Raw genomic sequence first — 26,136 nt, 5'->3', positions numbered from 1 at the left:
CCGGCGCCCCTGTCTCGCAGCGCAGGGCCGGGGCCGGCATGGTCCGCCAGCTCCGGGCGCTGGCGGCGATCCTGCGATGGCGCCCGCTCTTCGCGGTCGGCTATGTCATCGTCATCGCCGTCGCGGCCTGCGCGATCCTGGCGCCATGGCTGGCGCCCTATGACCCGGTCACCGCCAATCCGGAAGCCTATCTCCAGCCGCCCAGCTGGCAGCACTGGTTCGGCACCGACAATACCGGCATGGACATCTTCAGCCGCATCCTCTACGCGCCGCGCACCGATCTCACCATCGCGCTTCTCGGCACCGGCTTCTCGGCGCTGATCGGCATCCCGCTCGGCGCCGTCGTCGGCTATTACGAGCAGCGCTCGCGCCTGCGCTCGGCCTTCAGCGTCGCGGTGATGCGCTCGGCCGACGTGCTGCAGGCCTTTCCCGTCTTCGTCTTCGCCATCGCGCTGGTCGCGGTGTTCGGGCAGGGCATCGTCAGCGTCGTGATCGCCATCGCCTTCGTGAACATCCCGATCTATCTGCGGCTGATGCGCAGCCAGGTGCTCTCGATCCGCGGCATGCGCTATGTCGACGCCGCCTTTGTCGCCGGCGCCTCCGATTTCGCGATCCTCCATCGCCACATCCTGCCCAACGCGATCGGCGCGGCGCTCGCCCAGCTCTCGATCAATATCGGCTGGTCAGTGCTGCTCACAGCCGGCCTCAGCTTCGTCGGCGCCGGCGTGGTCGCGCCGACGCCGGAATGGGGATCGATGATCGCCACAGGCTTCCAGAACGTGACGACCGGCCAGTGGTGGCCCTCGGTGGTGCCCGGCATCGCGCTCGGCATCACGGTGTTCGGCTTCGCGCTCGTCGGCAGCAGCCTCGAGATCCTCGCCGATCCGGCGCAGATGCGGCTGGCGGTTCGCCGCGCAGAGGCGAGGTGAGGGGACATGGCGCTCGCCCGCTACATCCTGCGCCGGCTCATCTTCGTGGTGCCGCAGCTGCTTGGCATCCTGATGGTCGGCTTCTTCCTCGTGAAGCTCATTCCCGGCGATCCGGCGGTGCTGATGCTCGGCCCCAACGCGACGCCGGAATCGGTGGCCGCGCTGCGCTCCTCGCTCGGGCTCGACCAGTCGATCGTGACGCAGTTCGGCGTCTATATCGGCCATGTGCTGCGCGGTGATCTCGGCATCTCGTGGCAGTCGACGCGCCCGGTCCTCGACGACCTCCTCGAGCGCTTCCCGGCGACGCTGGAACTCGTGACCCTCGGCCTCGGGTTCGCGCTCGTCATCGGCGTGCCGCTCGGCATCGCCTCCGCGGCCGAGCGGAGCGGGCCCGTGCGCCGGGCCGGCGATCTCTACGGGCTGCTCGCCGGCGCCATTCCGGATTTCTGGCTCGCCCTCGTGATGATCTATCTCTTTTATTCGGTGCTCGGCATCGCGCCGCCGCCGCTCGGGCGCATGGACATCGCGCTGTCGAACCCGCCCTTCGTCACCGGCAGCATGATCATCGACAGCCTCCTCGCGGGCGACTTCGAGGCGCTGCGCTCCGTGCTCAGCCATCTCGTGCTGCCCGTCGTGACGCTCGGCCTCATCAATGCGGGGCCGATCCTCAAGGTCACGCAGTCCACGATGCTGCGGGTGCAGGCATCGGACTTCATCCGCTATGCCGAGACCTGCGGCCTGCCGCGCAAGGTGGTGCGCCGCCAGGCGATCCGTGCCTCGCTGCCCTCGATCGTCACCATCGTCAGCGTGCTCTACGGCTTCCTGATCGGTGGCGCCGTGCTCGTCGAGATCGTCTTCAGCTGGGGCGGCGCCGGCCAGTATGCCGTTCAGGCCGTGCTGAACGCCGACATCAATCCGGTACTCGGCTTCGTGGTGTTCTCGGCCGTCTTCTCGCTGGTCGTCTATCTCCTCGTCGACCTCGCCTATTTCATGCTCGACCCGAGGACGCGAGGCTAGGATGTCCGAAACCGCCTTGCCGTCGCCGAACGCGACGACCACCGCCGGCCCGCTGCTCTCCGTCGAGGATCTTCACGTCTCCTTCCCGCATCCGACGGGCAGCGCCGTCGAGGCGCTGCGCGGCATCGACCTCACCATCGCGCGCGGCGAGATGGTCGGCGTCGTCGGCGAATCCGGCGCCGGCAAGACGACGCTCGCCCGCGCCATCCTCGGCATGGTGCCGCGACCGGGCCGCGTGACGCGGGGCCGCGTGACGTTCCGCGGCGAGGTCATGACGGAGCTGGAGGACGACGCGCGCCGCGCGATCCTCGGCCGCGATCTCTCGATGATCATCCCGAACCCGCGCGGCGAGCTCAATCCCGTCCTGACCGTCGGCGAGCATATCGGCAATGTGCTGCGCCATCATCGCGGGCTGGACAAGGCGGCGGCGCGGACGGCCGCGCTCGACCTGCTGCGCGCTGTCGCCATTCCCGACCCGCAGCGCCGGCTCGACGCCTATCCGCACGAACTCAGCGGCGGCATGGCGCAGCGCGTGGTGATCGCCATCGCGCTCGCCTGCTCGCCGACGCTCGTCATCTCAGACGACGCGACCAGCGGCCTCGACGTCACCGTCCAGGCGCAGATCCTCGATCTCCTGAAGGCGCTGATCCGGGCGAACGACGCCTCGGCGATCTTCATCACCCGAGACATTGCCGTCACGGCGCATTTCTGCGATCGCATCGCCGTGCTCTATGCCGGCGAGATCGTGGAACTCGCCGCCGTCGGCACCTTCTTCGACCGGCCCCAGCATCCCTACAGCATCATGCTGCTGGCGGCCTTCGCCTACAGCTCGGAGCTGCGCCGGCACTGGACGCGGCCCCCGGCCGAGGAAGAGACGCTGCCGCCGGGCGGTTGCAGCTTCGCGGCCCGCTGCGTGCGCCGCCAGCAGCGCTGCCTCATGGAGCGGCCGGCGCTCCGCCAGCTTCCCGGCGGCTCCGCGGTCCGCTGCCACTTTCCTGTCGGAGGCGCGACATGACGCTTCTCGAGGTGCGCGATCTCGTCAAGCATTTCCCGATCGGCGGCTCGCGCCGGCGCGTGCAGGCCGTCAACGGCATCAGCTTCTCGATCGAGCGCGGCCAGACCGTCGCGCTGGTCGGGGAATCGGGCTCGGGCAAGACAACCGTCGGGCGCTGCCTGCTCGGCCTCGTGCCGCCGACGAGCGGTACGATCCTGTTCGAGGGCAAACCCGTCGGCGGATCGTTCAATGTCCGCTCGCCGGGGCTGCGCGGCCGCATGCAGATGGTGTTCCAGGAGCCGGCGGAATGCCTCAACCCCCGCAACCGCGTGGCCGACATCCTCGCCGAGCCGCTGATCTATGTCGGCATGCCGCGCGCCGATCGCGACCGGAGGGTCGTCGAGGTGGCAGAGCAGATCGGCCTTCATCCTGCGATGCTGGAAAAGCTGCCGTCAGAGCTCAGCGCCGGCCTGCAGCAGCGCGTCGGCATCGGCCGCGCCATCATCACGCGCCCCGATCTCGTCGTCTTCGACGAGCCGACATCGGCGCTCGATCCGACCGCTCGCGCCGAGATCGTCGAACTGCTGCAGAAGCTGCAGGCCGAACTCGGCACCGCCTATCTCTTCATCTCGCACGATCTTTCCACGGTGCGCTTCCTCAGCGACCGCGTGATCGTGCTCTATCTCGGCAGCATCGTGGAGGACGGCCCGGCGGAGCGCCTCTTCGCAGAGCCCAGCCATCCCTACAGTCTCGGGCTGCTCGCCTCGGTGCTGCTGCCGCACCCCTCGCTCAAGACGGAGACGCGCCTCGCGCTCGCCGGCGAGATCCCGAGCCCGATCGACCTGCCGCCGGGTTGCCCGCTGGCCGGCCGCTGCCCGTTCGTGGAGGAGCGCTGCCGCACCGCCTTTCCGCCGCGCATCGCCATCGACGGCGGGCACGACGTCTTCTGCGTGAACCACCAGAGGGTCACGGCACTCGGCGGGACGACCGACAACGCCGCGCGCTTCCAGAAGATCGTGGCGCGCGTGCTCGATCCCGCCCGCGCCTGATCAGTCCGCGCCGCCCGCACCAGCCGCCGCCGCGCTGCAGCGAAGCGCCCTCCGGCCCATCCCCGACAGTCTTCAAAGCCGCGAGGAGAGCATGAAGCCCTTCATCTTCAGCACCACGAGAAGCATCCAGTTCGGCACCGGCGCGCTTGCCGCGCTCGGCGCGCTGGCAAGCGAGCGCATCGGCCGCCGCGTCATGCTCGTCACCGACCCCGGCATGATCCGCACCGGGATCGTCGAGCGCGCCATTGCCTCGCTCGCCACGGCGGGAGTCGAGGCCGTGCTCTTCGCCGATGTCGAGGCCGACCCGCCCGAGCCGGTCATCCAGGCCGCCGCCCAAGCGGCGCGGGGCGCTGCGGTCGATGGCGTGATCGGCCTCGGCGGCGGCTCCTCGCTCGATGTCGCCAAGCTCGTCGCGGTGCTGGCGCGCGGCGCGGAACGGCTCGAGGACATCTATGGCATCGGCAGGGTCAAGGGCGGCCGGCTGCCGCTCGTCCTCATCCCGACCACGGCAGGCACCGGCTCGGAGGTCACGCCGATCTCGATCGTCACGACGGCGACGAGCGAGAAGATGGGCGTCGTCTCGCCCGTGCTGCTGCCCGACATCGCCATCCTCGATCCCGAGCTGACGCTCGGCCTGCCGCCGCATGTCACCGCCGCGACGGGGATCGACGCCATGGTCCATGCCATCGAGGCCTATGCCTCGCTGAACGCCAACAACAATCCCGTCTCGAGGCTGCTGGCGCGCGAGGCGCTGGCGCTGATGGGCCGCGCGCTGCTCACAGCGGTACGTGACGGCGGCAACATCGAGGCCCGCAGCGCGATGCTGCTCGGTTCCATGCTCGCCGGGCAGGCCTTCGCCAATTCGCCCGTCGCCGCCGTCCACGCGCTCGCCTATCCGCTCGGCGGACATTTCCACATCCCGCACGGGCTCTCGAACGCGCTCGTCCTGCCGCATGTGCTGCGCTTCAACGTCGAGCATGTCTCCGAGCCCTATGCCGAGATGGCGCCCTTCGCCTTCCCCGAGCTCGGCGCGGTCGCCTTCTCGGAGCGCGCGACGGCCTTCTGCGACCGCCTCGCCGCGCTGGCCGCGGATTGCGGCCTGCCGCGCTCGCTGCGCGAGGCCGGCGTGCCCGAGGACTTCCTTCCCGGCCTCGCAGCCGACGCGATGAAGCAGACGCGGCTGCTCGGCAACAATCCGCGGCCGCTGACCGAGGCCGACGCCCTCGCGATCTATGCCGCCGCCTATCGAGGATTCTGACATGACCCTTGCACTCCGCGATCCCGTCCTCCTGGAGACGCGCGCCTTCGTGGCCGGCCGCTGGCAGGCGGGGACGACGACGTTCGACGTCCGCAACCCCGCGACCGGCGACCTGGTCGCCCGCGTCGCCGATCTCGGCGTCGATGCCATGCGGGAGGCGATCGACGCCGCCGCGCTCGCGCAGAAGGACTGGGCGGCGCGAACGGCGAAGGAGCGCTGCACCGTGCTCCTCGGCTGGCAGGCGCTCATGCTGGAGAAGGCCGACGATCTCGCGGAAATCCTGACGGCCGAGATGGGCAAGCCGCTCGCCGAGGCGCGGGCCGAAATCGTCTATGGCGCAAGCTTCATCCAGTGGTTCGCCGAGGAGGCACGCCGCGTCTATGGCGACGTCGTTCCCGGTCACCAGCGCGACAAGCGGATCCTCGTCCTCAAGCAGCCGATCGGCGTCGTCGGCGCGATCACGCCGTGGAACTTCCCCAATGCGATGATCGCGCGCAAGGTCGCCCCGGCTCTCGCGGCGGGCTGCGCCTTTGTCGGCCGTCCGGCGCGCGAGACGCCGCTCTCGGCGCTCGCCATGGCCGTTCTGGCCGAGCGCGCCGGCCTGCCGCCCGGCCTTCTCAGCATCGTGACGGGCACCGACTCGAAGGCGCTCGGCCTCGAGCTCTGCACCAATCCGAAGGTGCGCAAGCTGACCTTCACCGGCTCCACCGAGGTCGGCCGCATCCTGATGCGCCAGTGCGCGCACGACATCAAGAAGCTGTCGCTTGAACTCGGCGGCAACGCGCCCTTCATCGTCTTCGACGACGCCGATCTCGATGCCGCCGTCGAGGGCGCGATCATCGCGAAATACCGCAATTCCGGGCAGACCTGCGTCTGCGCCAACCGGATCTATGTCCAGCAGGGCGTGATGGAGGCCTTCACCGACAAGATCGCCGCCGCGACCGCCCGCCTCGAGGTCGGCAACGGCCGCGATCCCGGCGTGGCCATCGGCCCGCTCATCGACGGCGCCGCGGTGGAAAAGGTCGAGGCGCATGTCGAGGACGCCGTTCGTCTCGGGGCTCGCGTGATCGTCGGCGGCTCGCGCTCCGCGCTCGGCGGAAACTACTTCCAGCCGACGGTGCTCGCGGGCGTCGAGCGCGGCATGCGGATCCTCGAGGAGGAGACCTTCGGACCCGTCGCGCCGCTGGTCGCCTTCGAGAGCGAGGACGAGGTGATCGCGATGGCCAACGACACCGAATTCGGCCTCGCCTCCTATTTCTACGCCCGCGACCTCGGCCGCGTCTGGCGCGTTGCCGAGGCGCTGGAATTCGGCATGGTCGGCGTCAATACCGGCCTCATCTCGACCGCCGAGGCGCCGTTCGGCGGGATCAAGTCGTCGGGCCTCGGCCGCGAGGGCTCCCGCCACGGCATCGACGACTATCTCGAGCTGAAATATGTCTGCATGAGCGTCTGAGCCCGCCGAAGACGCCGGGTTCATCGGTTGCCCGTCCTGCCCGTCCGGCAGGCGTAGCAATCGATGCGGCCGGTCGATCTCGACACGACGTGCTGCGCTCGCTGGCGAAGGCCGACGAGCTTGGCGGCTTCTCACGCGCCGGCGAGGCGCTCGGCGGCACACCGTCCGCGCTGAGCTTGCAGATGAAGCAGCTCGAGGATCAGGTCGGCCGCCCGCTCTTCCGCAAGCAGGACCGCAGCCTGCAGCTCACCGACGCCGGCGCGAGCGTCGCCTCGGGGCGCAAGGCCTGACCCGCACCTTCCGCGCCGATCCAGCCTGTCGCCGGAGGAGCGGGTGAGGCTTGCGGTGCCGACGGGATTTCGCACCGCATTGCCGAGATGGTGCCGCAGGTCGGAGCGTCGGACGCGCGACTGACAACAGGCGCGATCAGGCGTGAGTCAGCGGCACAACTGCCGTGCACACGCGATCCGGATATCGGATGAAACGGCAGGTTCAGGCCATTCTGGAGGGTTGGCTGGGGCGGAAGGATTCGAACCTTCGGATGGCGGTACCAAAAACCGCTGCCTTACCGCTTGGCGACGCCCCATCCAGCGCGGCTCTTGGGCCACGACGCCCGTGCTATAGCGGCAAGGGGCCTTTCCCGCAACGCCGACAAGCGCGCGGCGACGCCGGCTGCGGCCGTGCCGTGGCATTGTCCGGGCCGTTCATCCACAGGCGCGATTTACGCGCTTGCGGCGCCCAGCACGCGTCGCTATAACCCCGCTCGCCGATGGTCACGGAGTGTAGCGCAGCCTGGTAGCGCACATCGTTCGGGACGATGGGGTCGCAGGTTCAAATCCTGCCACTCCGACCATTGACCCTCTTGCATTTTTTGAGGTTTTCCCGATGCGTGCGCGGCGCCGCATCGGTCTCCGGACAGAAACCGGACAGAAACGCCCCCGAATCGCGTGACCGGCACCCTCGGCAGCCTCATTGAAGGCGGATACACGGTCACCGCTCACTGACAGGCATGGGCGTGACGCCCGGCTCATTGGCTCATCAACACGAGCTCCGGCCACGCTCGCCGGTCGCGATCTGGTCTGTCGGGAATGTGCCGGGCGCACGACGTCGATCCGGATCGCGCCCTCTGGCCTGCCGAACGGGCGCGTGTGAGCGGCTGGCAATCACCTCTGTGATTGCAATCGACTGACCTTTCTGAACCCAATGCGGCAACTGATATTGCTGCTGACGTGAAGCCCGAGCAAACTCCTCGGAGCCCCTTGCGCCGCCCCGACGGAACAGACAATGTGGACACCGCCTCCCCCGCCCGCCGACGAGCCCAACCGGCTCGACGAGCTCTACAGCTACGGGCTGCTCGATACACCGCCGGAGGAACGGTTCGACCGCATCACGCGGATCGCGTCGCGAGTTTATGGCGCCGACGTCGCTTTTCTCAGTTTTGTCGACGCTGGCCAACAGTGGATGAAGTCGAAGACATCCGATGCTCTGCACGATTTTATTGAGCGGGATCGCAGTGTCTGCACGCATGTCATCTCGACCGGCGAGCCGCTCGTGATCGAAGACATGCGTTCGTCGCCTCAGCTCGCCGGACATCCGCTGGCGGCTGACCTGCCCTGGCGATTCTACGCCAGCGTGCCGATCCGGGGCGTGAGCAGTTCCGTCGTCGGCACACTCTGCGTGATGCGGTCCGAGGCGGGCCCCCCAGCGGATTTCAATCTGGAGATACTGTCCGATCTCGCGGCGATCACAGGCCACGAGCTGAATCTGACACTGCAGAACGCCAAGCTTCGATCGGACAGCTACACTGACAGTCTGACCGGGCTCTTCAATCGTCGCAAGCTCGACGAGGAACTGCCGAGGGCTGTCCGCCGAGCCGTTCGTACCGCTGCGCCGGTCTCGCTGCTGCTGATCGATCTCGATCACTTCAAAGAGATCAACGACAGCCTGGGACATGCTGGCGGCGACCGCGTGCTTGCCGAGTTCGGCAGGTTGCTCGCGCCATTCGCCCGGCGGCCGGATGACGTGATCTGCCGCTTCGGCGGTGAGGAGTTCGCCTTGATCCTGCCGGGCAGCAGCGCCGACGGTGCCGTAACCGTCGCGGGCCGGCTTCTCCACGGCCTCAACGAAGCGGAGATACGGCACCCGACGCGCGGTCGGCTCACGGCCAGCATCGGCATAGCCGATCATGCCTTGCCTGAAGATCATGCCGACTGGCTGGCACGCGCTGACCAAGCGCTATATGCGGCGAAGGCGCTGGGGCGCGCGACCTTCAGCCTGGCCTAGCCCACAGCGGGCAGCGCGCTTCGGCGATCACGACCGATCGAGGATCCCCGCGTCATCTGCGCCCTTGATCAGTGCGTCTCGCGCGCTCTCGGCCGAGGATGATCCTTCAAGCGCGCCGAGACGGGCCTGCAGCGCATCGCCGTAGCTTCTGGGCTTGATCGCGCCGGCCGGCCAGCGCTCGAGCAACCAGCGGGCAGCCTCCGCCAGGATGAGCTTCTCAAGCGTCAGGTCCGAGACCGCCTTGCGAAGCCGCTCGTTCTCATTCTCGATGTCCTTCAACCGCTTCACCTGATCACTCTTCGGGCCGCCGAACTCTTTGCGCCAAGGGTAATAAGTGAAGGCGGTCACTCCGATCGTGCGGATCGCCTCGGCAACTGGTCGACCTTGCGACAAGAACACGTCGACCTGCCGAAGTTTCGCGACGATCTCTTCAGGCTTATGCTTCTTCTGCGCCCCAGCGGCATCCTCCAAGGCTCAAAAGCCGACTTCACGGAGGACCACTTTTCAGGGGGCAGCCCACAGATCGACGATCCCATGGCGGCAGCCGGCCGCGAATCACCCGGCGTCGCTTCATCCCGTTCCGAACTGCCGATAACCGCTCCGGGCAGGCGCTCGCGCGTCGAGGGTCACCCGATATGTCGACTAGTGCACACTATTGCGGCAGACTGGCGGGGAGAAATGCACTTTCCGCACAATCTCTACGTTTTTTTGCTTTGCAAAACGCGATGTGCGTAGCAACAATAGGAACTGCGAGGCGGTGGTTCCCCCGAGCGCCGGAGACGTCTCCCCCACGGTCGCGTCTCGTCGGAAACGGCCCTCGCACGAAACTCATCTGAAGCAATCGCCGCCGGGATTCCCCCTCCCGGCGGCGGTTCGCTTTTGAGCCCTTCCCATCCGCAGTTTGATCGACATCGAAGACGCCGAGCGCGGCGCGGCGTAGTCAGGACGCGGCGGCCGCCTCGGCGCGGCGGGCGGCGGAGCGCGTCATGACGGCAGGTCGCAGGCGAGGGGCGGGGACGGTCCATCGGGGACAGGCGAAATCCCGGATGGCGGCCTTCTGGCTGGATGGTCTCGATGCCGTCGCCGGCCGGCTCGGCGCGACACCGGCCGGCCTTTCGAGCAGCGAGGCAGATGCGCGGCGCGGGCGCTTCGGCCCCAATCTCGCGGTGGTGCGGACCGAGCGCTCGCTGGTCGCCCGCCTGGCGCACCGGCTGGCCGAGCCGCTGGTCGCCATCCTGCTCATCGCGGCGGCCGTGACCGGCCTCACGGGTGACTGGCAGAGCGCAGCCGTCATTCTCGTGATCGTCGCGGGCTCCATCGGGCTCGACATGGCGCAGGAGCGGCAGGCCGCGCGGACGGTCGCGGCGCTGAAGCGCTCCGTCGCCGTGACGGCCCGCGTGCAGCGCGACGGCGAGGCGGCGGAGATCGCCGTCGCCGAGATCGTGCCGGGCGACATCGTGGAGATCGGCGCCGGCGAACTGGTCCCGGCCGACGGCCTGGTGATCGCGGCGGCCGGCGCAGTCGCGGACGAGGCGGTGCTGACCGGCGAACCCTATGGCGTCGAGAAGCACCCGGCGCCGCCCGCTCCGGGAGAGGGCTGCGACGAGGGCTCGGCGCTTTTCGGCGGCACCAGCCTCGTTTCGGGATCCGCGACGATGCTCGTGGTCGCAACGGGCGCCGATACGCGCTTCGGCGCCATCGCCGAGGCGCTGCAGGCGAGCGCCCCGCCGACCAGCTTCGAGCGGGGCGTGCACGCGCTGGGCATGCTGATCCTTCGCCTCACCGGCTTCCTGGTGCTGGCCGTGCTGCTGGCGCAGCTGCTGCGCCATGGCCTGACGCTGGAGGGCTTCCTGTTCGCCGTCGCGCTCGCCGTCGGCCTGACGCCCGAGCTCCTGCCCATGGTGATGACGGTGACGCTGGCGCGCGGCGCCGCCCGCATGGCGCGGCGCAAGGTGGTCGTGAAGCGCCTCGCCGCGATCCACGACCTCGGCGCCATGGACATCCTCTGTACCGACAAGACCGGAACGCTCACCGAGGCGCGCATCGCCCATGTCGCGAGCCTTGGCTGGACCGGCGCCGGCAGCGCCCGCGTCGCCGGCCTTGCGGCGCTCAATGCCCGCTTCGTCGGCGGCCTTCGCAACAATCTCGACCAGGCCATCCTCGCTGCCCGGTCGGCCAAGGAGGAGGGCTGGACCCGCCTCGACGATCTGCCGTTCGATTTCGAGCGGCGGCGCGCCTCGGTGCTGCTGGAGCGGGGCGGCGAGCGGATCATCGTCACGAAGGGCGCGCCCGAGGCCGTTCTCGCGCGGGCGACCCACTGCGAGGAGCCGGATGGAACGCTCGTGCCGCTGGACGCGGATCGGCGGGCGGCCGTCGATGCGCTGATCGCCGGGAGGGGCAGGGAGGGGCTCCGCCTGCTCGCGGTCGGCTGGCGGCCGGCCGAGGCGAGCGCGCTGACGGCCGAGGGCGAGGCCGGGCTGATCCTGTCGGGCTTCGCGGTGTTCCTCGATCCGCCCAAGGCCTCCGCGACCGCCGCCGTCGCGCGGCTCGTCCGGGCCGGCATCCGCGTCAAGATCATCTCCGGCGATGGCGAGGCGGTGGTGAGCCATCTGGTCGGCACGCTGTCGCTGCCAGCGACGGGCATGCTGACGGGGGCGGAGATCGCCGCGATGAGCGATGCCGCGCTCGCCACGCGCGCGCCGGACACCGATCTCTTCGTTCGCGTCGCGCCGGATCAGAAGGCGCGCATCGTCGCCGCGCTGCGTCGCCGGGGCCATGTCGTCGGCTTCATCGGCGACGGCATCAACGATGCGCCGGCGATCCATGCCGCCGATGTCGGCCTCTCCGTCGATGGCGGCGCCGACGTTGCGCGCGAGGCGGCGGATATCATCCTGCTCGATCCCGATCTCGGCGTCCTCGCCGACGGCGTCGCGGAGGGGCGGCGCACATATGCGAACATCATGAAATATGTCCGCATGGGCACGAGCTCGAATTTCGGCAACATGCTCTCGGTCGCCGTCGCCTCGATGCTGCTGCCCTTCCTGCCGCTGGCGCCGCTGCAGATCCTGCTCAACAACCTCGTCTACGACCTCTCGGAAATCGGCATCCCGTTCGATCGCGACGACGGCGGAGACGAGACGCGTCCGCAGGTGTGGGACATGCACGCGGTCCTTCGCTTCACCCTGGTGATGGGCCCTCTGTCCTCGCTGTTCGACTTCCTCACCTTCGGCGTGCTGCTCTACGGCTTCGACGCCGATGTCGCGACGTTCCGCACCGGCTGGTTCGTCGAATCCATCGCGACGCAGATTCTCGTGATCTTCCTGATCCGGACCGCCGGACCCTTCTGGAAAGGCCGCCCGAACCCGATCCTCGTGCTCACCTCGCTGGGCGCGCTGGCGCTCGCGCTCGGCATCGCACTCGGGCCGTTCGGCGCGGTGTTCGGTTTCGTCGCCCTGCCGGCGCCGCTCCTTCTCGCCATCGCCGTCATCGCCGCCCTCTATCTCGGATCGGCCGAGGTCCTGAAGCGCTTCGCCATGGGGGCGGCGACGAGGGGCGGCGGCGGGATTGTGCCATCGCCGCCCGCCCCCTTGGCGGGGGACCTGCCGCGCCGCTAAAGAGAAGTTGCGGATCGCGGGAGGAGCGGGATGCAGGGGCATGAGGACGGCGCGGCTTCCAGCGGCGCCGGTGACGATGTCGAGGCGTTCGAGCCGCGCGCGCGCCGGCTCGTCGTCGGGCTCGGACTTGCGAGAGAAGACGAGATTCGCGGCGCCGAACCGCTCGCCGGCGGGGTCGCCTCCGATATCGGCGTGGTCGATCTCGGTGACCGGAAAGTCTGTGTCAAGTTCGCGCTGGCGAAGCTGAAGGTCGCCGCCGAATGGCGCGCGCCGGTGCGCCGCGGCCGGGCCGAATATGCCTGGCTCGCCTTCGCCGGCAGCGTCGTGCCGGATGCCGTCCCGCGGCTCTTCGGCTGGTCGGAGGCCGAGAACGGCTTCGCCATGGATTATGTCGGCGGCGATGGCGTGCGGCTCTGGAAGGCGTGCCTTCTCGCCGGATCGCCGCCCGCCGGCGAAGCGGAGGCGGTGGGCGACCGGCTCGGTCGTATTCATGCAGCCTCGACGCGGCCGGGCTTCGACGACGCACCGTTCCGCAATGCCGACGACTTCCGCGCCCTGCGCATCGAGCCCTATCTGCTCTTCGCGGCAGGCCGCCATCCGGACCTCGCGAAGACGCTCGCGACGCTGGCCGGGGGACTCGATCTGGCGCGCACCGTGCTGGTGCACGGCGATATCAGCCCGAAGAACATCCTTCTCGCGCCGACCGGGCCGATCCTGCTCGACGCGGAATGCGCGACCATGGGCGACGCCGCCTTCGACGTCGCCTTCTGTCTCAACCATCTCGTGCTGAAGGCGGTCCATGTCCGCCCGATGCGGGCGCCGCTCCTCGCGTCCGCCGCTGAATTCTGGCGCAGCTATGCGGCGCATGTCGATTTCGAGGATGTCGATACGCTGGAACGGCGCATCGCCGCGCTGCTGCCGGCGCTGATGCTCGCCCGCATCGACGGCAAGTCGCCGGTCGAATATCTCTCGGAGCCCGAGCGCCGCACCGTCCGCGCCATCGCAGCGGCCCTCATCCCGTCGCCCCCTCATCGCCTCGACGATCTCCTCACCCGCATCGGAACGGACCTCGACCATCATGGCTGACATCACCGCGATCCGCGGCCGCCGCGTCTTCGATTCGCGCGGCAATCCGACCGTCGAGGCCGAGGTGACGCTTTCCGACGGCGCCATCGGCCGCGCGATCGCGCCGGCCGGCGCCTCGCGGGGCACGCGCGAGGCGATCGAGCTGCGCGATGGCGGCGAGCGGTTGCGGGGCAAGGACGTGCGCGGCGCTGTCGCCCATGTGAACGGGCTGATCGCCGGGGCGCTGCGCGGCCGCGACGCCGCGGATCAGGCGGGCGTCGACGCCGTGCTGGTCGGGCTCGATCCTTCGCCGCTCAAGGCGACGATCGGCGGCAACGCGACCGTCGCGGTCTCGCTCGCAGTGCTGCATGCGGCGGCGGCCTCGGCCCGCAAGCCGCTCTGGCGCCACATCGCCGACCACTGGTCGCGCACGCCCTCGCTGCCGCTGCCGGAAATCCAGATCTTCGGCGGCGGCGCCCATGCCGGGCGTCGCGTCGATGTCCAGGACTTCATGATCATGGTGCCCGGCGCGACGAGCTTCGACGAGGTGATGGACGTCACCAGCGCCGTCTATTTCGCGGCCGGCGATCTCATGGCGAAGAAGGGGCGCCTCGCGGGTGTCGCCGACGAAGGCGGCTGGTGGCCGGTCTTCTCGTCCAACGAGGAGGCGCTGGAAACCCTGGCGGAGGCAATCGAGCGGGCCGGCGAGGGGAGGAGCGGGCGCGTCGTGATCTCGCTCGACATCGCCGCTTCCGAGTTCGGCAGGGACGGCCGCTATCGCCTGGCGCTCGAGGATCGCGAGCTCGATTCCGGCGCGATGATCGATCTTCTCGGGCGCTGGATCGACGCCTATCCGATCGCCTCGATCGAGGATCCGCTGGCAGAGGACGACACCGCCGGCATGCGCGCCTTCACCGAGCGCTTCGGCGAGAGCGTCCAGATCATCGGCGACGACTATCTCGTCACCAATGCCGCGCTGGTCGAGCGCGCGGCCCGCGAGGGCGCCTGCAACGCGGTGCTGATCAAGGTCAACCAGACCGGCACGGTCAGCCAGGCCTTCGCCACCTTCGCGGCGGCGGAGGCGGCCGGCTGGCGCGCCATCGTCTCGGCCCGCTCGGGCGAGACCGAGGATGTCTCGATCAGCCATATCGCGGCGGGGCTCGGCGCCGGCCAGCTCAAGGTCGGCTCGTTCACGCGGTCCGAGCGCATGGCGAAGTGGAACGAATGCCTGCGCATCGCCGACGCGCTGCCGCACGGCGCCTTCGTCGGCGGCGCGCCGCTCGCCCGCACCTGGTGGGGCCAGGAGCGGCTGACGCTCTAGCGCCCTATGCCGGGCCGGCCGATTGCGGCTTGAAGCGATTCATGGGCCGCGTTAGCCTCTTCCCCCAACCCCCGGGAGGAAGAACAATGTCGCTCAACGTGCTGTTCATCGGCGGCACCGGCCAGATCTCGCTGCCTTGCGTGCAGCTTGCGGTCGAGGCCGGCCACAAGGTCACCGTCTTCAACCGCGGCCGCTCGGAGGAGGAGCTCCCGGGCGGCGTGCGCACCATCACCGGCGACATGAAGGACCCGGCGAGCTATGGCAGGCTCGGCGACGAGCGGTTCGACGTCGTCTGCCAGTTCATGCTGTTCACGCCCGACCAGATGGACGAGGACATCCGCGTCTTCACCGGCAAGACGGGCCAGTATATCTTCATTTCATCGGCCTCCGTCTACGAGAAGCCGGCGCGCCACTATGTGATCACCGAGAAGACGCCGGCGGTAAACCCCTACTGGCTCTACAGCCAGGCCAAGATCGCGGCGGAAGAGAAGCTGCGGGCGACGCGCGGACTGCCCTGGACGATCGTGCGGCCGAGCCACACGGTCCGCAACGGCATTCCGAGCATGATGAACGACGGCGACCTCTCGGCGCGGCGCATGCTGGCCGGCAAGCCGGTCATTGTCTGCGGCGACGGCACGACGCCCTGGACGCTGACGCGCTCGGTCGACCTCGCCAAGCCGTTCGTCGGCCTCTTCGGCAAGGAGAAGGCGATCGGCGAGGACTTCCACATCACCGCCGACCGCGGCCATGGCTGGGACGCGATCTACCGCACGATCGCCAAGGGCCTCGGCGTCGAGGCGAAGATCGTGCATGTGCCGACCGACACGCTCGTACGCTACCACGCCGAATGGGAAGGCCCGCTGATGGGCGACAAGACCTGGGCGGCGCTGTTCGACAACAGCAAGGTCAAGAGCGTGGCCGGCGACTTCACCTGCGCCGAGGACCTCGAGACGATCCTCGAAGAGCCCATCGCGCATGTGAAGCGTCGCCTCGCGGGGCCCGCACCGGACGCCGGCGCGATGGACGCGCTCTTCGACCGCATCGCGGCCGAGCAGTCCGCCCTCGGCAACTGACGAGGCCGTCCGCGGTGCGCTTCAGCGGCTGAAGCGCACCGGCACGGTGAGGGCGATCCTGCCCTTGCCGAAGCCCTCGGGCGGCGGCGGCAGCGGGCTCGCGCGCTTCAGGAGGCTGACCGCCTCTGCGTCGAGCCGCGCATCGCCCGTGGACCCGACCAGCCTCGCGGCGAGAACACGGCCGGCCCGGTCGATCGTGAAGGCGACCGAAGCCGTGCCCGTGCCCGCGCCGCGCGGGAACCGCTTGTTGCGGTTGAGATGGGCGAGCAGGCGGCTCTTCCATGTCGCCGGCGACACCGACTGGACGCCGGCGCCCGAGACCGGTGCCGCCGATTTCGCTCCCTTCGTCGCCGCGGCATCCGCCGCCTTCGGTGAAGGCGCGCTCTTCTGCGAGGCCGCCTTCGGCTTCTTCGCCTCGGGCTTCTTCTCGGCCACCTGCCTGCGCGGCTTCTCGACCTTCGGCTTCGCCGGCTCCACCTTCTTCGGCTCGACGGGCGAGGGCTTCGGCGGCTCGACCTTCGGCTGAGGCGGCTCGGCCTTGGGGGGCTCGACCTTCGGCGGCTCCGGCTTCTGGGGTTCCGGCTTCGGAGGTTCCGGCTTGGGCGGCTCCGGTTTCGGCGGCTCCGGCTTGGGGGGCTCCTCCTTCGGGGGCTCGACCTTGGGTGGCGCGGGCGGAGGCGCAGGCAGAGCCTCCGGAGCCGGCGCCTCGGGAAGGCGCAGCGCGGGCTCGGGCGGCGGCTCTGCCTTGGGCGGCTCGGGCTTTGGCGCCTCGGGCTTTGGCGCCTCGGGCTTGGGCGGTTCGACCTTGGGCGGCTCCGGCACGGGCGGAGGCGGAGGCGGCTCTGCCCTGGGCGGCGGTGTCGGCTCCGGCGGCGGAGGCGCAGGCGGCGGCTCGACCTTGGGCGGCTCCGGCGGCGGCGTCGGTTCCGGCTCGGGCGGCGGCGGCTCGGCGGCCGGCTTCGGCTCCTCCGGGGCGGGTTCGGGCTGCGGTTCGGCTTCGGCGCTGGCGGCGGAGGCGACCGACTGCATCGGCACGCTGTCCGGCGTCACCGCGAGCGGCGCGAGCTCGATCATCATCGCCGGAGGCGGTTCGCTGGCCGCCGCCTCGCGCGTCGTCCATTCCGATACCGCCCAGACGACGGCGCCATGCGCGGTGACGGCCAGCGAGCCGGCCAGCAGCCAGCGCGCCGCCGTGTCCGCGGCGCCGGATCCCCTGCGGCCTGTCCGGCTCATGGTGTTCCGGCTGGCGCTGCCGCGCCCTGGTCCTCCAGCCCGACCAGCGCGATCTTGAGATAGCCCGCCGAGCGCAGGAGGTTCATGACCTGCATCAGCTCGCCATAGGCGACGGCGCCGTCGGCGCGGAGGAAGACGCGCTCCTCGCGGTTGCCCGAGGTCATCGTGTCGAGCCGCGCCTGCAGCGTCTCGCGCGGCACCGTATCGTTGGCGAGGGCGAGCGTCAGGTCCTCGCGCACCGTGAGGAACAGGGGCTTGTCGGGACGCGTGGCCGGTGCCGCATTGGACACCGGGAGGTCGACGGCGACATCGACGGTCGAGAGCGGCGCGGCGACCATGAAGATGATCAGCAGCACGAGGATCACGTCGATGAACGGCGTGACGTTGATCTCCGAGACTTCGCCGAGATCGTCGGCCGACGAATCCTTGAGCGAGACAGCCATGGTCTACTCCGCTGCGGCGAGCTGGGGGGCGCGGCGTGCGGCCGGCGGCGGGGCCGCGGCATGCGCGCGGTCGAGATCGCGCGAGACATGCTGCAGCAGTTCGGCGCCCGCATCGGCGAGCTGTGCGCGATAGCCGGCGATGAGCCGGGCGAAGTGGTTGTAGATGATGACCGCCGGGATCGCGGCGACGAGGCCGATGGCCGTCGCGAGCAGCGCCTCGGCGATGCCGGGGGCCACGACGGCGAGGCTGGTCTGCCGTGTCTCGCTGATGCCGATGAAGGCGTTCATGATTCCCCACACCGTCCCGAACAGCCCGACGAAGGGCGCCGTCGAGCCGATGGTGGCCAGCACGCCCGTGCCGCGCGCCATGGCGCGTCCGGCCCGCGCCTCGATGCGAGCGAGCGCGATGGCGAGCCGTTCCTTGACGCCGTCCGCCGGAAGATCGGCCGACCGGCGCAGCTCCATCGCCGCGGCCTGGGCGAGATCGGCGACCGGCCCGTTGCGCGTCCAGCCATGGTCGAGGGCGCGCAGTCCCTGATCGAGACTGTCGGCCTCGGCGAGGCGGCGCGTCGCTGCGCCGGCCTTCCGCCGCGCGGCCGCGAGCTCCATCGTCTTCGCCAGCCAGATCGTCCATGTGACGAGCGAGGCGAAGGCGAGGCCGCCCATCACGCTCTGCACGACGAGATCGGCGTGCTGGATCATGGTCCAGGGCGAGAGCGGTTCGGCATCGACATCGATGGACGCGATCGGCGTCGGAAGGCCCTGTGCCAGCGCCGGCGCGGCTTGGGCGACCAGCAGCACGAGGGCGAAGGTGGTGGCGGCGATGCGGCAGGGGGCGGGGACGGCCCTTCCAGTCATGGCAGCAGACTCATCACGAGAGATCCGGCAAATACCGGTCGCGCCGGATCTCAGTTTATAATGGATCGAAAGAGTATCGATCGCGGCTGCTGATGACTGCGGCAGCGCGTTGTTCGAATCAAGAAGTAATTGTCTGGTAGCGAAAGATTATACTTGGAATAATTCCAGGTCGCCCGCGGCGATCAGGCGCTGAGGACGCTCCGCAACGCGGTCGGCCGCGGGGCGAAGCTCGCGACGAAGGCGGGAATGCGCTCGCCCGGAAGCGGCTCGGAGACGAGATAGCCCTGCACCAGATGGCAGTCGAGCGCGCGGATGGCGTCGAGTTCGGCCCGCGTCTCGACGCCCTCGGCGACGATCTCGAGACCGAGCGCCGCCGACAGCTGGACCATCGAGCGCACTACCGCGGCGGTACGCGGGCTGGCCCCGAGACCGGAGATGAAGGAACGGTCGATCTTGATCGTGTCGCAGGGTAGCGAGATCAGATGGCTGAGCGAGGCATAGCCCGTTCCGAAGTCGTCCAGCGCCACGGCAAAGCCGAGGGAGCGCAGCTCGGTCAGCGTCGCGGCTATGCGCTGCGAATCGCGCGAGAGCACGGTGGTCTCGGTGACTTCGAGGGCCAGCTGGCCCGTCGTCAGGCCGCGATGCTGCAGGCGGTCCCTGAGATCGGTCGCGAAGCCGTCCATCCGAAGGTCGAAGGCGGTGACGTTGACGCTGACATGCGCCGGGACCGCGGTGTGGCTCCAGCTGCGCAGATCGGACGCGACGGCGTCGACCATCGTCGTCGTGATGGCGCGGGCGAGGTCGGGCTCGTCGAAGGCCTCGGCGAAGAGCCCCGGCGCCAGCACCCCTTCGGTGGGATGATGCCAGCGGGCGAGCGCCTCGAAGCCGACGAGCTGGCCGGTGCGCAGGTCGAGCAGCGGCTGGTAGTGCGGGCGGAGTTCGCCGTTGGCGACGCCCCGGCCGAGCGAGTGCATGAGTCGTGTTCGCCGGTCGGCCTCGGCGCGCATCTCCGGCGCGAAGAAGACGGGTCGTCCGCGGCCGGCCCGCTTGGCGCGATAGACGGCGAGATCGGCCGCCGCCATGAGATCGCTCTCGGTGCCGGCGTCCTGCGGAAAGATCGCGATGCCGGCGCTGAGGCTGACCGGCACGTCCTGGCGAAGCACGGTCAGCGGCCGCATCACTTCGGCGACCATGCGGGCGACCGCGGCGCGTGCCGCCTCCGCGTCCGCCGCGTCGATGAGCAGGACGGCGAATTCGTCGCCCCCCAGCCGCCCGGCGACGTCGGTGGAGCGGATGGTGCGCGTGAGCCGGGCCGAGATTTCGCGCAGGACGACGTCGCCGGTGTTGTGGCCGAAGCGGTCGTTGATCTCCTTGAAATGGTCGACATCGAGGATGCAGAGCGCGACGCGTCGTCCCGAGCGCCGCGCCTCGTCGATGATCTCGTGGAAGCGCGCCTCGAAGTAGCTGCGGTTGGGCAGGTCGGTCAGCCCGTCATAGCGGGCGCGGCGGATGAGCTCGGCTTCGAGCGCGCGGTTGCGATCGATCTCGGCGCGCAGCTCGCGGGCGGTCTCCTCCAGTGCCGCATTGGCGGATCTGAGGTCTTCCGCCTGGCAGGCGAGGAGGCGGTTGGCCGTCAGCAGTTCGTTTCGGTTCCTCTCCACCGCACGGGCGGCCGAGCGATGGGGCCCGACATCGATATTGGTGACGGTCAGCCGGTCCCCGTTCGGGACGAGGCGGAGCTCCCGCTCGACGATCTCGCCCTGCATCGGATAGCGCGTCTCGACGACGTCGCGCACCTGCGTCTCGACCGCATGGATCATGCGCGCGAGGACGCCGTTCGTTCGGGCGAACGGGAAGAACTCCGTCAGCAGCCGGCCCACCATCCCTTCCGGTTCCTGCCTCATGCGCCGCGCCGATTCGGCATTGGCGGCGACGATGCGGAAATCCGCGATGGCGTCGGTGGCGTCGCGCACCGCTTCGATCACGGTGATGCTGTCGCTGCTGGCGTTGAAGACGGAGCGCATCAGGTCGCGCGCGTCGCCGCGGCTGCGCACATAGACGGCGAGCCGCTTGCGCCCGTCGGTCCGCGTCGGCAGCAGCAACCTTTCGTTGGTGCCGATCGAGTTCAGGCTGACCTGGTGCTGGATCGTGAAGACCGGCCGATCGCCGATCGCAGCCTCCCGGTAGCGGTGCTTGAAAGGACGGACGCCCGGATTGTCGATGTCGTCGAGACGGCGTCCGGTCGGGTCATGGCCGAACAGCGACACGACCGCCGAGCCCACGCGGTCATAGACCATGGTCTCGTCCACGGCGCTGAGGAGCAGGAGCCGCTCGATGAACGGGGCGGCCGGTCCGGCGACGAAGGTCGTGTGATCGGGAACGCCGCCAGCCGCCGCGGCCGCCTCGCTCCAGGCGGAAAGAAGGTCGCGGACGTCGCAGAACTGCGTCGCCTGCCCGATTCCTTCGAGATAGTCCTCGACCATGCGGTCCCGCCCCAAGCTCACGGCGCGACTCTAGGATGCGAGCGATTAAGCTACTCTTTCAAGCGAGCCGCAGATACAGCGCGTAGTCGAGGTCGGGAATTTCGGCGAAGAAGCGCGCGCATTCGGCCTCCTTGATCGCGAGGTAATGAGCGACGAAGTCGGCCCCGAGCCGCTCCGGCAGGAAGCGGGACGCGCGCGCAGCCGCGAGCGCCGCGTGCCAGGTGGTGGGCAGGCTCGGCGCGATCTGCTCGTAGCCGTTGCCGGTGATCGGCGGGCCCGGATCGATGCCGCGCTCGATGCCTTCCAGCATGCCGGCGAGCACCGTCGCGAGCGCGACATAGGGGTTGGCATCGGCGCCGCAGACCCGCTGCTCAAGGTGGCGGCTGGCGGGCGGGCCGGCGGTCACGCGGACCGGCACCGAGCGGTTGTCGATGGCCCAGGCCGGGCCGACCGGCGCATAGGAGTTGGGCCGGAAGCGGCGATAGGAATTCGCGTTGGGCGCGAACATCGCCATGCTCTCGGCCATGGTGGCGTTGAGGCCGCCGATCGCCTGCTTCAGGAGCGCGTTGGCGTCGCCCTCGCCGGCGAAGAGATTGGCGCCGTCGTCATCGGCGAGGCTCGCATGCACATGCATGCCGCTGCCGGAATAATCGGCATAAGGCTTGGCCATGAAGGTCGCCACATAGCCATGCTTCTCGGCGACGCCCTTCACGAGGCGCTTGTAGAGGATGGCGTCGTCGGCCGCGCGCAGCGCATCGGTGCGATGGCCGAGCACGATCTCGAGCTGGCCCGGCGCATATTCCGAGATCAGCGTGCGCGCCGGCAGACCCATCGCCTTCGCGCCGGCATAGACGTCGTCGAGAAAGGGCGAGAAGTCCTCGAGATCCTGCAGGAGATAGGCCTGCAACTGCTCCTGTCGGAAGCCGCCCTTGCCCTTCGGCGGCCTCGGCCGGCCCTCCAGCATCGCTTCGCGATCGACGAGGTAGAATTCGAGTTCGATCGCGACCACCGGATAGAGGCCGCGCGCCGCGAGCGCGTCGACGACGCGGGCGACCGCATGACGTGGATCGGCGATCGACGGGCTGCCATCCTTCTCGAACGAGGTCAGGATCATCTGCGCCGTCGGTACCGGCAGCCAGGGCGCGGCGGTCAGCGTGCCGGCGACGGGCATGCAGTCGCGGTCGGAATCGCCCTCGTCCCAGACGAGGCCGGTCTCCTCGACATCGGCGCCGGTGATGTCGAGCGAGAGGATCGAGCAGGGCAGGGGGCGGCCGTGGCGAAAGGCGCCGATGAGTTCCTCCGGGCGCAGGATCTTGCCTCGCTGGACGCCGCTCGGATCGGTGATGAACGCCTCGAACTGCAGGACGTCCGGGTGTGCGGCGAGGAAGGCTTCCGCCTCGCTGGGATCGGGGCGGATCATGGCATGCCTCCGGCTCGGCCGGTCAGGATGTCGAAGGCTTCGCCCATCAGCGTCACCAGCCGTTCGACATCCAATCCGGATGTCGCCGGCGAGACCAGCATCATGTTGTGGAACGGCGTCACGATGACGCCGCGGTTGAGAAGATAGAGATGCAGCGCCCGCTCCATCAGTGGATCGAGGGCCTCGCGCGCTTCGGCGCCGTTCGAGGGTGGCGTCTCGCGGAACACCAGTTCCACCCGCGCGCCGAGGCGGATCACGCACCAGGGCAGGGCCCGCGTGGCGATCGCCGCGTCGAGGCCGTCGGCCAGCGCCGCCGCGAGGCTCGTCATGTGGAGATAGCTGATGTCCGTCATCACCTCCGTCAGGCAGGCGCGCATCGCCGCCATCGTCAGGAGATTGCCGGACAGCGTCGTGCCGATGCCGCTATAGCCGTCCGGCCGCGCGGCCTGGACCCGCCGCATGGCGGCCTCGATCGCGGCGCTGAAACCGTAGACCGCGGCCGGCAGCCCGCCGGCGATCGGCTTGCCGAGCACGAAGAAATCGGGCGAGAGGCGCAGACTGCCGGTATGTCCACCACGGCCGGTCGAAATCGTGTGCGTCTCGTCGAAGGCGACGAGCGTACCCTTCGCGCGCGCCACCCTGAGCAGGCCTTCGAGGAAGCCCGGCTGCGGCAGAACCATGCCGGTATTGGTGAGTGCCGGTTCCGTGAGCAGCAGCGCCACGTCGTTGCCGGCGAGCGCAGCCTCGACGTCGGCAAGGTCGTTGAAGGGCACGAGCAGCGTGTCGTCGCTCGCCGAGGGGATAGGGCCGATCAGTCCCCGCGAGGGAACGACGCGGCCGTCCTCGAGCGTCGCGAAGGTCTCGTCGACCTGTCCGTGATAGCAGCCGTCGAAGACGAGCAGCTTGCGCCGGCCGGTTATCGCCCGCGCCCAGCGGATCACGGCCCGGTTGGCGTCGCTCGCGGTCGCGGTCGTCTGCCAGAAGGGAAGGCCGAACAGGCGCGCGAGTTGCTGTCCGACCAGGGCGGTGTCGGGACCGGGCAGCATGGCCGTCAGCCCGCGCTTCGCCTGATCCGCGATCGCTCGCGCCACGGCGGGCGGCGAGTGGCCGAACAGCGCGCCGCTGTCACCGAGGCAGAAATCGGCATAGCTGAGCCCGTCGGCATCTTCGACGGTGGCGCCGCTGGCGGAAACGATGGAGAGCGGGACGGGCGTCTCCCAGTCCAGCATCCAGTGCATCGGAACGCCGCCGGGATAGTTCTGGCGGGCGATGGCCGCCAGGGCCTCGGACACCGGATGGGCTGCGACGAAGGCGGCGGTTTCCCGTTCGACGAGGGCCTCGGCTCTCGCATGCAGATCGTCGCGCAACGTCACTTTCGCAGATGAACCCCGACAGAGCGGGATCACCATAGCGCGCCGGGCGCGCAAAAGAGAAGGCCCCGCAGCAGGTGCGGGGCCTCGATCGTCAGCCGGCGGCAGCCGCCAGGGCAGTGGCCGGCGGGCCGCGTCTCACCTTGCGCGCGGCGCGCTCCGCCGCGATCGCATCGGGAAACAGCATGCCTTCCAGCACGGAGAAGGTGCGTTCGAGGGCGTGGAACGCGAAGGCGCGGTCGGACCTCACGAGGATGCCGGCGGCCTTGTCGTCGATCTCGATGATGTAGTTGTCGAACACCGAATGCCTCCTTTCGCCATACCCAGCCATGCAAGGACCGGGCCGCGATTGGACTGAAGATATGAATTCATGCCGGACCTTTCGATCCGGCCCGCTTCAATGCCGGTTGCGACAGCGGGTTCCCGTCGCCCGGCGCAGGCAAGTGGCAGCAGCGCATCGGCGGGCGGTACGGGCTCGAAGATCTGTCATCGGATATCTCCTCATTCCAGATTTCGCCAATCTCGACGCTAGGCCGGCATGGTTGACGAATGGTGAATGTCGCGAACCGCCTTCGTTCGAACATCGCCATGGGACACCGGCGAGCGCTTGCCTACCAGCGATGCATTTCCGTTTTGCGACAGGATCGGCGGATGAGATTCCGCGATCCTCACATCGTGGTCGGATGATGCCGAGATCGAGGGTGGGACAGCGCATTTGGGCTTCGCCGGCTCCGCAACGCGCAAAGCCGATCCGGCGCCGCTTCACGATCACCGCCCGGCGAGCGGGCCGAATCGCCGAAAGCCGATGCCGATGCGCAGCAAAGAGGCGGCGCGCACGATGATGCGGCTGCCGCACCGCACCGGACAGGCGCTTCGGGCGGCCGCGGCGCAGCGACGAATCCCGATTGACTCGACCGCATCCCGATCGAATAACTGAAGCAGAATGAATTAATCGACGGCCACAAGGTCGTCTGCCCCGGACAAACGGGGCGCGGGGAGGCGAGGGTGGAGAGGCTGGGCAACGGCCGCGGAAGCAATTCCGCGCAGCTGCGGCGCTATAACGAGCGGCTCGTCCTGCAGCGGCTGCGCCGTGCCGGCGAGGCCTCGAAGGCCGATCTCGCCCGGGCGGCCGACCTCACCAACACCGCCATCGGCGCCATCATCGAGAAGCTGGTCGAACTCGGCCTGATCGAGGCGGTCGGCAAGCGCCATGCCGGCGGGCGCGGCCAGCCCGCGACGATGCTGCGGACCAAGGCGGACGGTGCCTATGGCATCGGCGTGCGTCTCGACCGCCGCTCCATGGAGACGATCCTCATCGATTTCGGCGGCCGCGTTCTGGCCCGCCGCGACTACGACATGGTGCTGCCGGCGCCCGAAGAGGCGCTCGCCATCGTGCTGCGCGACGTCGACGAACTGCTCGCGACGCTCGACCCGCAGGCGCGCACGCGCTTCGCCGGCATCGGCGTCGCCCATCCCTACAATCTCGGCGCATGGCTGGGGCGGCTCGGGCTTCCGCCGTCCACCTTCGAGCGCTGGGACAGCGTCGACTTCCCGGCCCGGCTGGAGGAGGAGACCGGCCTTCCGGTCTTCGGCGAGAACGACGGCAGCGCCGCCGCCATCGCCGAGCTCTTCTACGGCGTCGGACGCGAAGCGGACGATTTCCTCTATCTCTTCGTCGGACCGGCCATCGGCGGCGGCATCGTCACGGGCGGCGATTGCCTCCATGGCAGCCATGGCAATGCAGCCGATGTCGCGGTTCTGCCGGTGGCGCCGAGCCGCCTGGCCTCGGCCCCGCCCGCCGCCGACGGCCGCGAACTGCTGATCACGCGCGCCTCGCTGAATGCCCTCGCGCGTCATCTCGCCTTGCATGGCGTCCCCTCGGCCGGCGGTGCCGCGCTCGAGGCCGCGGTGCGGTCAGGCAATCCCGCGGTCGGCGAGTGGCTGGAGGACATGGTCGATGCCTTGTCGCCCGCCGTGTGGTCGGCGATCGCGCTGCTCGACGTTCCGCTGGTGGTCGTCGATTCCGACATCGACGGCGGGCTCGTCGACGCGGTGCTCGCCCGCCTCGCCGCCGCGCTGGAACGGGACAAGCCGGAGGCGCGGCGGCCGCCGCGCCTTCTGCATGGCTCCTTCGGCCGCAATGCCGGCGCGATCGGGGCCGCCAGCCTGCCGATGTTCTTCAATTTCTCGCCGCGCGCCTCGATCCTGACGCGCGCCGACGGCGAAAGGGGCGTCCGCGACCTCGTCGCGGAAGCCTGAGAGCTTCATGAGGC

At 69.4% G+C, this 26,136-nt stretch carries 21 protein-coding genes, 2 tRNA genes and 1 pseudogene; 14 read left to right on the top strand and 10 right to left on the bottom strand.

Features of this window, described 5'->3' with window-relative positions; genetic code table 11:
• Nucleotides 1-38 precede the first annotated feature (38 nt).
• The 7 genes from QO015_RS06495 (at nucleotide 39) to QO015_RS06465 (ending at nucleotide 6,990) form a co-directional block, all read left to right on the top strand.
• Complete coding sequence (locus QO015_RS06495) at nucleotides 39-929, top strand: ABC transporter permease (RefSeq protein ID WP_266280702.1); 891 nt, start codon at nucleotides 39-41, stop codon at nucleotides 927-929.
• A gap of 6 nt (nucleotides 930-935) precedes the next feature.
• Nucleotides 936-1,946 (top strand): ABC transporter permease, encoded by a 1,011-nt coding sequence (locus QO015_RS06490; protein WP_266280703.1) that lies wholly within the window; start codon nucleotides 936-938, stop codon nucleotides 1,944-1,946.
• A 1-nt stretch (nucleotide 1,947) separates the two neighbouring features.
• On the top strand, nucleotides 1,948-2,961 hold the full coding sequence (locus tag QO015_RS06485; protein ID WP_266280705.1) for an ABC transporter ATP-binding protein: 1,014 nt from the start codon (nucleotides 1,948-1,950) through the stop codon (nucleotides 2,959-2,961).
• On the top strand, nucleotides 2,958-3,989 hold the full coding sequence (locus tag QO015_RS06480; RefSeq protein ID WP_266280706.1) for an oligopeptide/dipeptide ABC transporter ATP-binding protein: 1,032 nt from the start codon (nucleotides 2,958-2,960) through the stop codon (nucleotides 3,987-3,989). The genes QO015_RS06485 and QO015_RS06480 overlap by 4 nt, the downstream gene beginning before the upstream one ends.
• Nucleotides 3,990-4,080: 91 nt before the next feature.
• A complete protein-coding gene (locus QO015_RS06475; protein WP_266280707.1) occupies nucleotides 4,081-5,247 on the top strand; it encodes an iron-containing alcohol dehydrogenase in 1,167 nt (388 codons plus the stop codon).
• Between the two features lies 1 nt (nucleotide 5,248).
• Nucleotides 5,249-6,700, top strand: a complete 1,452-nt coding sequence (locus tag QO015_RS06470; RefSeq protein ID WP_266280709.1) for an NAD-dependent succinate-semialdehyde dehydrogenase — start codon at nucleotides 5,249-5,251, stop codon at nucleotides 6,698-6,700.
• Between the two features lie 89 nt (nucleotides 6,701-6,789).
• Nucleotides 6,790-6,990 (top strand): helix-turn-helix domain-containing protein, encoded by a 201-nt coding sequence (locus QO015_RS06465; RefSeq protein WP_266280711.1) that lies wholly within the window; start codon nucleotides 6,790-6,792, stop codon nucleotides 6,988-6,990.
• A 221-nt stretch (nucleotides 6,991-7,211) separates the two neighbouring features.
• Here QO015_RS06465 and QO015_RS06460 read toward each other — a convergent pair.
• Nucleotides 7,212-7,286: transfer RNA gene (locus tag QO015_RS06460), tRNA-Gln, on the bottom strand.
• 190 nt (nucleotides 7,287-7,476) lie between these two features.
• Between QO015_RS06460 and QO015_RS06455 the strand changes: the two genes are divergently transcribed.
• Together QO015_RS06455 and QO015_RS06450 are read left to right on the top strand one after the other, a co-directional pair.
• Nucleotides 7,477-7,553, top strand: a tRNA-Pro gene (locus QO015_RS06455).
• A gap of 431 nt (nucleotides 7,554-7,984) precedes the next feature.
• Nucleotides 7,985-8,983 carry a sensor domain-containing diguanylate cyclase gene (locus QO015_RS06450; RefSeq protein WP_266280713.1) on the top strand — a complete coding sequence of 333 codons (999 nt, stop codon included), beginning with the start codon at nucleotides 7,985-7,987 and terminating at the stop codon, nucleotides 8,981-8,983.
• Between the two features lie 27 nt (nucleotides 8,984-9,010).
• Here QO015_RS06450 and QO015_RS06445 read toward each other — a convergent pair whose 3' ends face one another.
• Together QO015_RS06445 and QO015_RS06440 are read right to left on the bottom strand one after the other, a co-directional pair.
• The gene (locus QO015_RS06445; RefSeq protein WP_266282426.1) at nucleotides 9,011-9,169 is read right to left on the bottom strand and encodes a DUF982 domain-containing protein; all 159 of its coding nucleotides are present in this window, start codon (nucleotides 9,167-9,169) and stop codon (nucleotides 9,011-9,013) included.
• A 3-nt stretch (nucleotides 9,170-9,172) separates the two neighbouring features.
• Nucleotides 9,173-9,454, bottom strand: a pseudogene (locus tag QO015_RS06440) (transposase); the annotation flags it as partial.
• Nucleotides 9,455-10,029: 575 nt separating this feature from the next.
• On the opposite strand from QO015_RS06440, the gene mgtA reads away from it, so the two are divergent.
• The 4 genes from mgtA to QO015_RS06420 all read left to right on the top strand — a co-directional run bounded on the left by mgtA (nucleotide 10,030) and on the right by QO015_RS06420 (nucleotide 16,056).
• On the top strand, nucleotides 10,030-12,597 hold the full coding sequence (gene mgtA / locus QO015_RS06435; RefSeq protein ID WP_266280715.1) for a magnesium-translocating P-type ATPase: 2,568 nt from the start codon (nucleotides 10,030-10,032) through the stop codon (nucleotides 12,595-12,597).
• 30 nt (nucleotides 12,598-12,627) lie between these two features.
• Nucleotides 12,628-13,683 carry a phosphotransferase family protein gene (locus QO015_RS06430; protein WP_266280716.1) on the top strand — a complete coding sequence of 352 codons (1,056 nt, stop codon included), beginning with the start codon at nucleotides 12,628-12,630 and terminating at the stop codon, nucleotides 13,681-13,683.
• Nucleotides 13,676-14,983, top strand: a complete 1,308-nt coding sequence (gene eno, locus QO015_RS06425; RefSeq protein WP_266280717.1) for a phosphopyruvate hydratase — start codon at nucleotides 13,676-13,678, stop codon at nucleotides 14,981-14,983. The genes QO015_RS06430 and eno overlap by 8 nt, the downstream gene beginning before the upstream one ends.
• An 86-nt stretch (nucleotides 14,984-15,069) precedes the next feature.
• Nucleotides 15,070-16,056, top strand: coding sequence for an SDR family oxidoreductase (locus QO015_RS06420; protein WP_266280719.1), 987 nt, complete (start codon nucleotides 15,070-15,072; stop codon nucleotides 16,054-16,056).
• Between the two features lie 21 nt (nucleotides 16,057-16,077).
• Here the strand turns inward: QO015_RS06420 and QO015_RS06415 are convergent, their stop codons facing one another.
• The 7 genes from QO015_RS06415 to QO015_RS06385 all read right to left on the bottom strand — a co-directional run bounded on the left by QO015_RS06415 (nucleotide 16,078) and on the right by QO015_RS06385 (nucleotide 24,164).
• Complete coding sequence (locus QO015_RS06415) at nucleotides 16,078-17,289, bottom strand: energy transducer TonB (RefSeq protein WP_266280721.1); 1,212 nt, start codon at nucleotides 17,287-17,289, stop codon at nucleotides 16,078-16,080.
• A complete protein-coding gene (gene exbD / locus QO015_RS06410; RefSeq protein ID WP_266280724.1) occupies nucleotides 17,286-17,732 on the bottom strand; it encodes a TonB system transport protein ExbD in 447 nt (148 codons plus the stop codon). The genes QO015_RS06415 and exbD overlap by 4 nt, the downstream gene beginning before the upstream one ends.
• 3 nt (nucleotides 17,733-17,735) lie before the next feature.
• Complete coding sequence (gene exbB / locus QO015_RS06405) at nucleotides 17,736-18,590, bottom strand: tonB-system energizer ExbB (RefSeq protein ID WP_266280726.1); 855 nt, start codon at nucleotides 18,588-18,590, stop codon at nucleotides 17,736-17,738.
• A gap of 182 nt (nucleotides 18,591-18,772) precedes the next feature.
• On the bottom strand, nucleotides 18,773-21,094 hold the full coding sequence (locus tag QO015_RS06400) for a putative bifunctional diguanylate cyclase/phosphodiesterase (RefSeq protein ID WP_266280728.1): 2,322 nt from the start codon (nucleotides 21,092-21,094) through the stop codon (nucleotides 18,773-18,775).
• A gap of 37 nt (nucleotides 21,095-21,131) precedes the next feature.
• Nucleotides 21,132-22,493 carry a glutamine synthetase family protein gene (locus tag QO015_RS06395; RefSeq protein ID WP_266280729.1) on the bottom strand — a complete coding sequence of 454 codons (1,362 nt, stop codon included), beginning with the start codon at nucleotides 22,491-22,493 and terminating at the stop codon, nucleotides 21,132-21,134.
• On the bottom strand, nucleotides 22,490-23,866 hold the full coding sequence (locus tag QO015_RS06390; RefSeq protein WP_266280731.1) for a transaminase: 1,377 nt from the start codon (nucleotides 23,864-23,866) through the stop codon (nucleotides 22,490-22,492). Before QO015_RS06390 ends, QO015_RS06395 begins: the two co-directional genes overlap by 4 nt.
• A gap of 91 nt (nucleotides 23,867-23,957) precedes the next feature.
• Complete coding sequence (locus tag QO015_RS06385) at nucleotides 23,958-24,164, bottom strand: hypothetical protein (protein ID WP_266280733.1); 207 nt, start codon at nucleotides 24,162-24,164, stop codon at nucleotides 23,958-23,960.
• Nucleotides 24,165-24,868: 704 nt separating this feature from the next.
• On the opposite strand from QO015_RS06385, the gene QO015_RS06380 reads away from it, so the two are divergent.
• Nucleotides 24,869-26,122, top strand: a complete 1,254-nt coding sequence (locus QO015_RS06380) for an ROK family transcriptional regulator (RefSeq protein ID WP_266280734.1) — start codon at nucleotides 24,869-24,871, stop codon at nucleotides 26,120-26,122.
• The last annotated feature ends 14 nt before the right edge of the window (nucleotides 26,123-26,136 follow it).

It is taken from the genome of Kaistia geumhonensis (genome assembly GCF_030815145.1).
Lineage (GTDB): Bacteria > Pseudomonadota > Alphaproteobacteria > Rhizobiales > Kaistiaceae > Kaistia > Kaistia geumhonensis.
The sequence above is the reverse complement of the archived record's forward strand: the minus strand, read 5'-3'. Positions and strand labels throughout refer to the sequence as shown.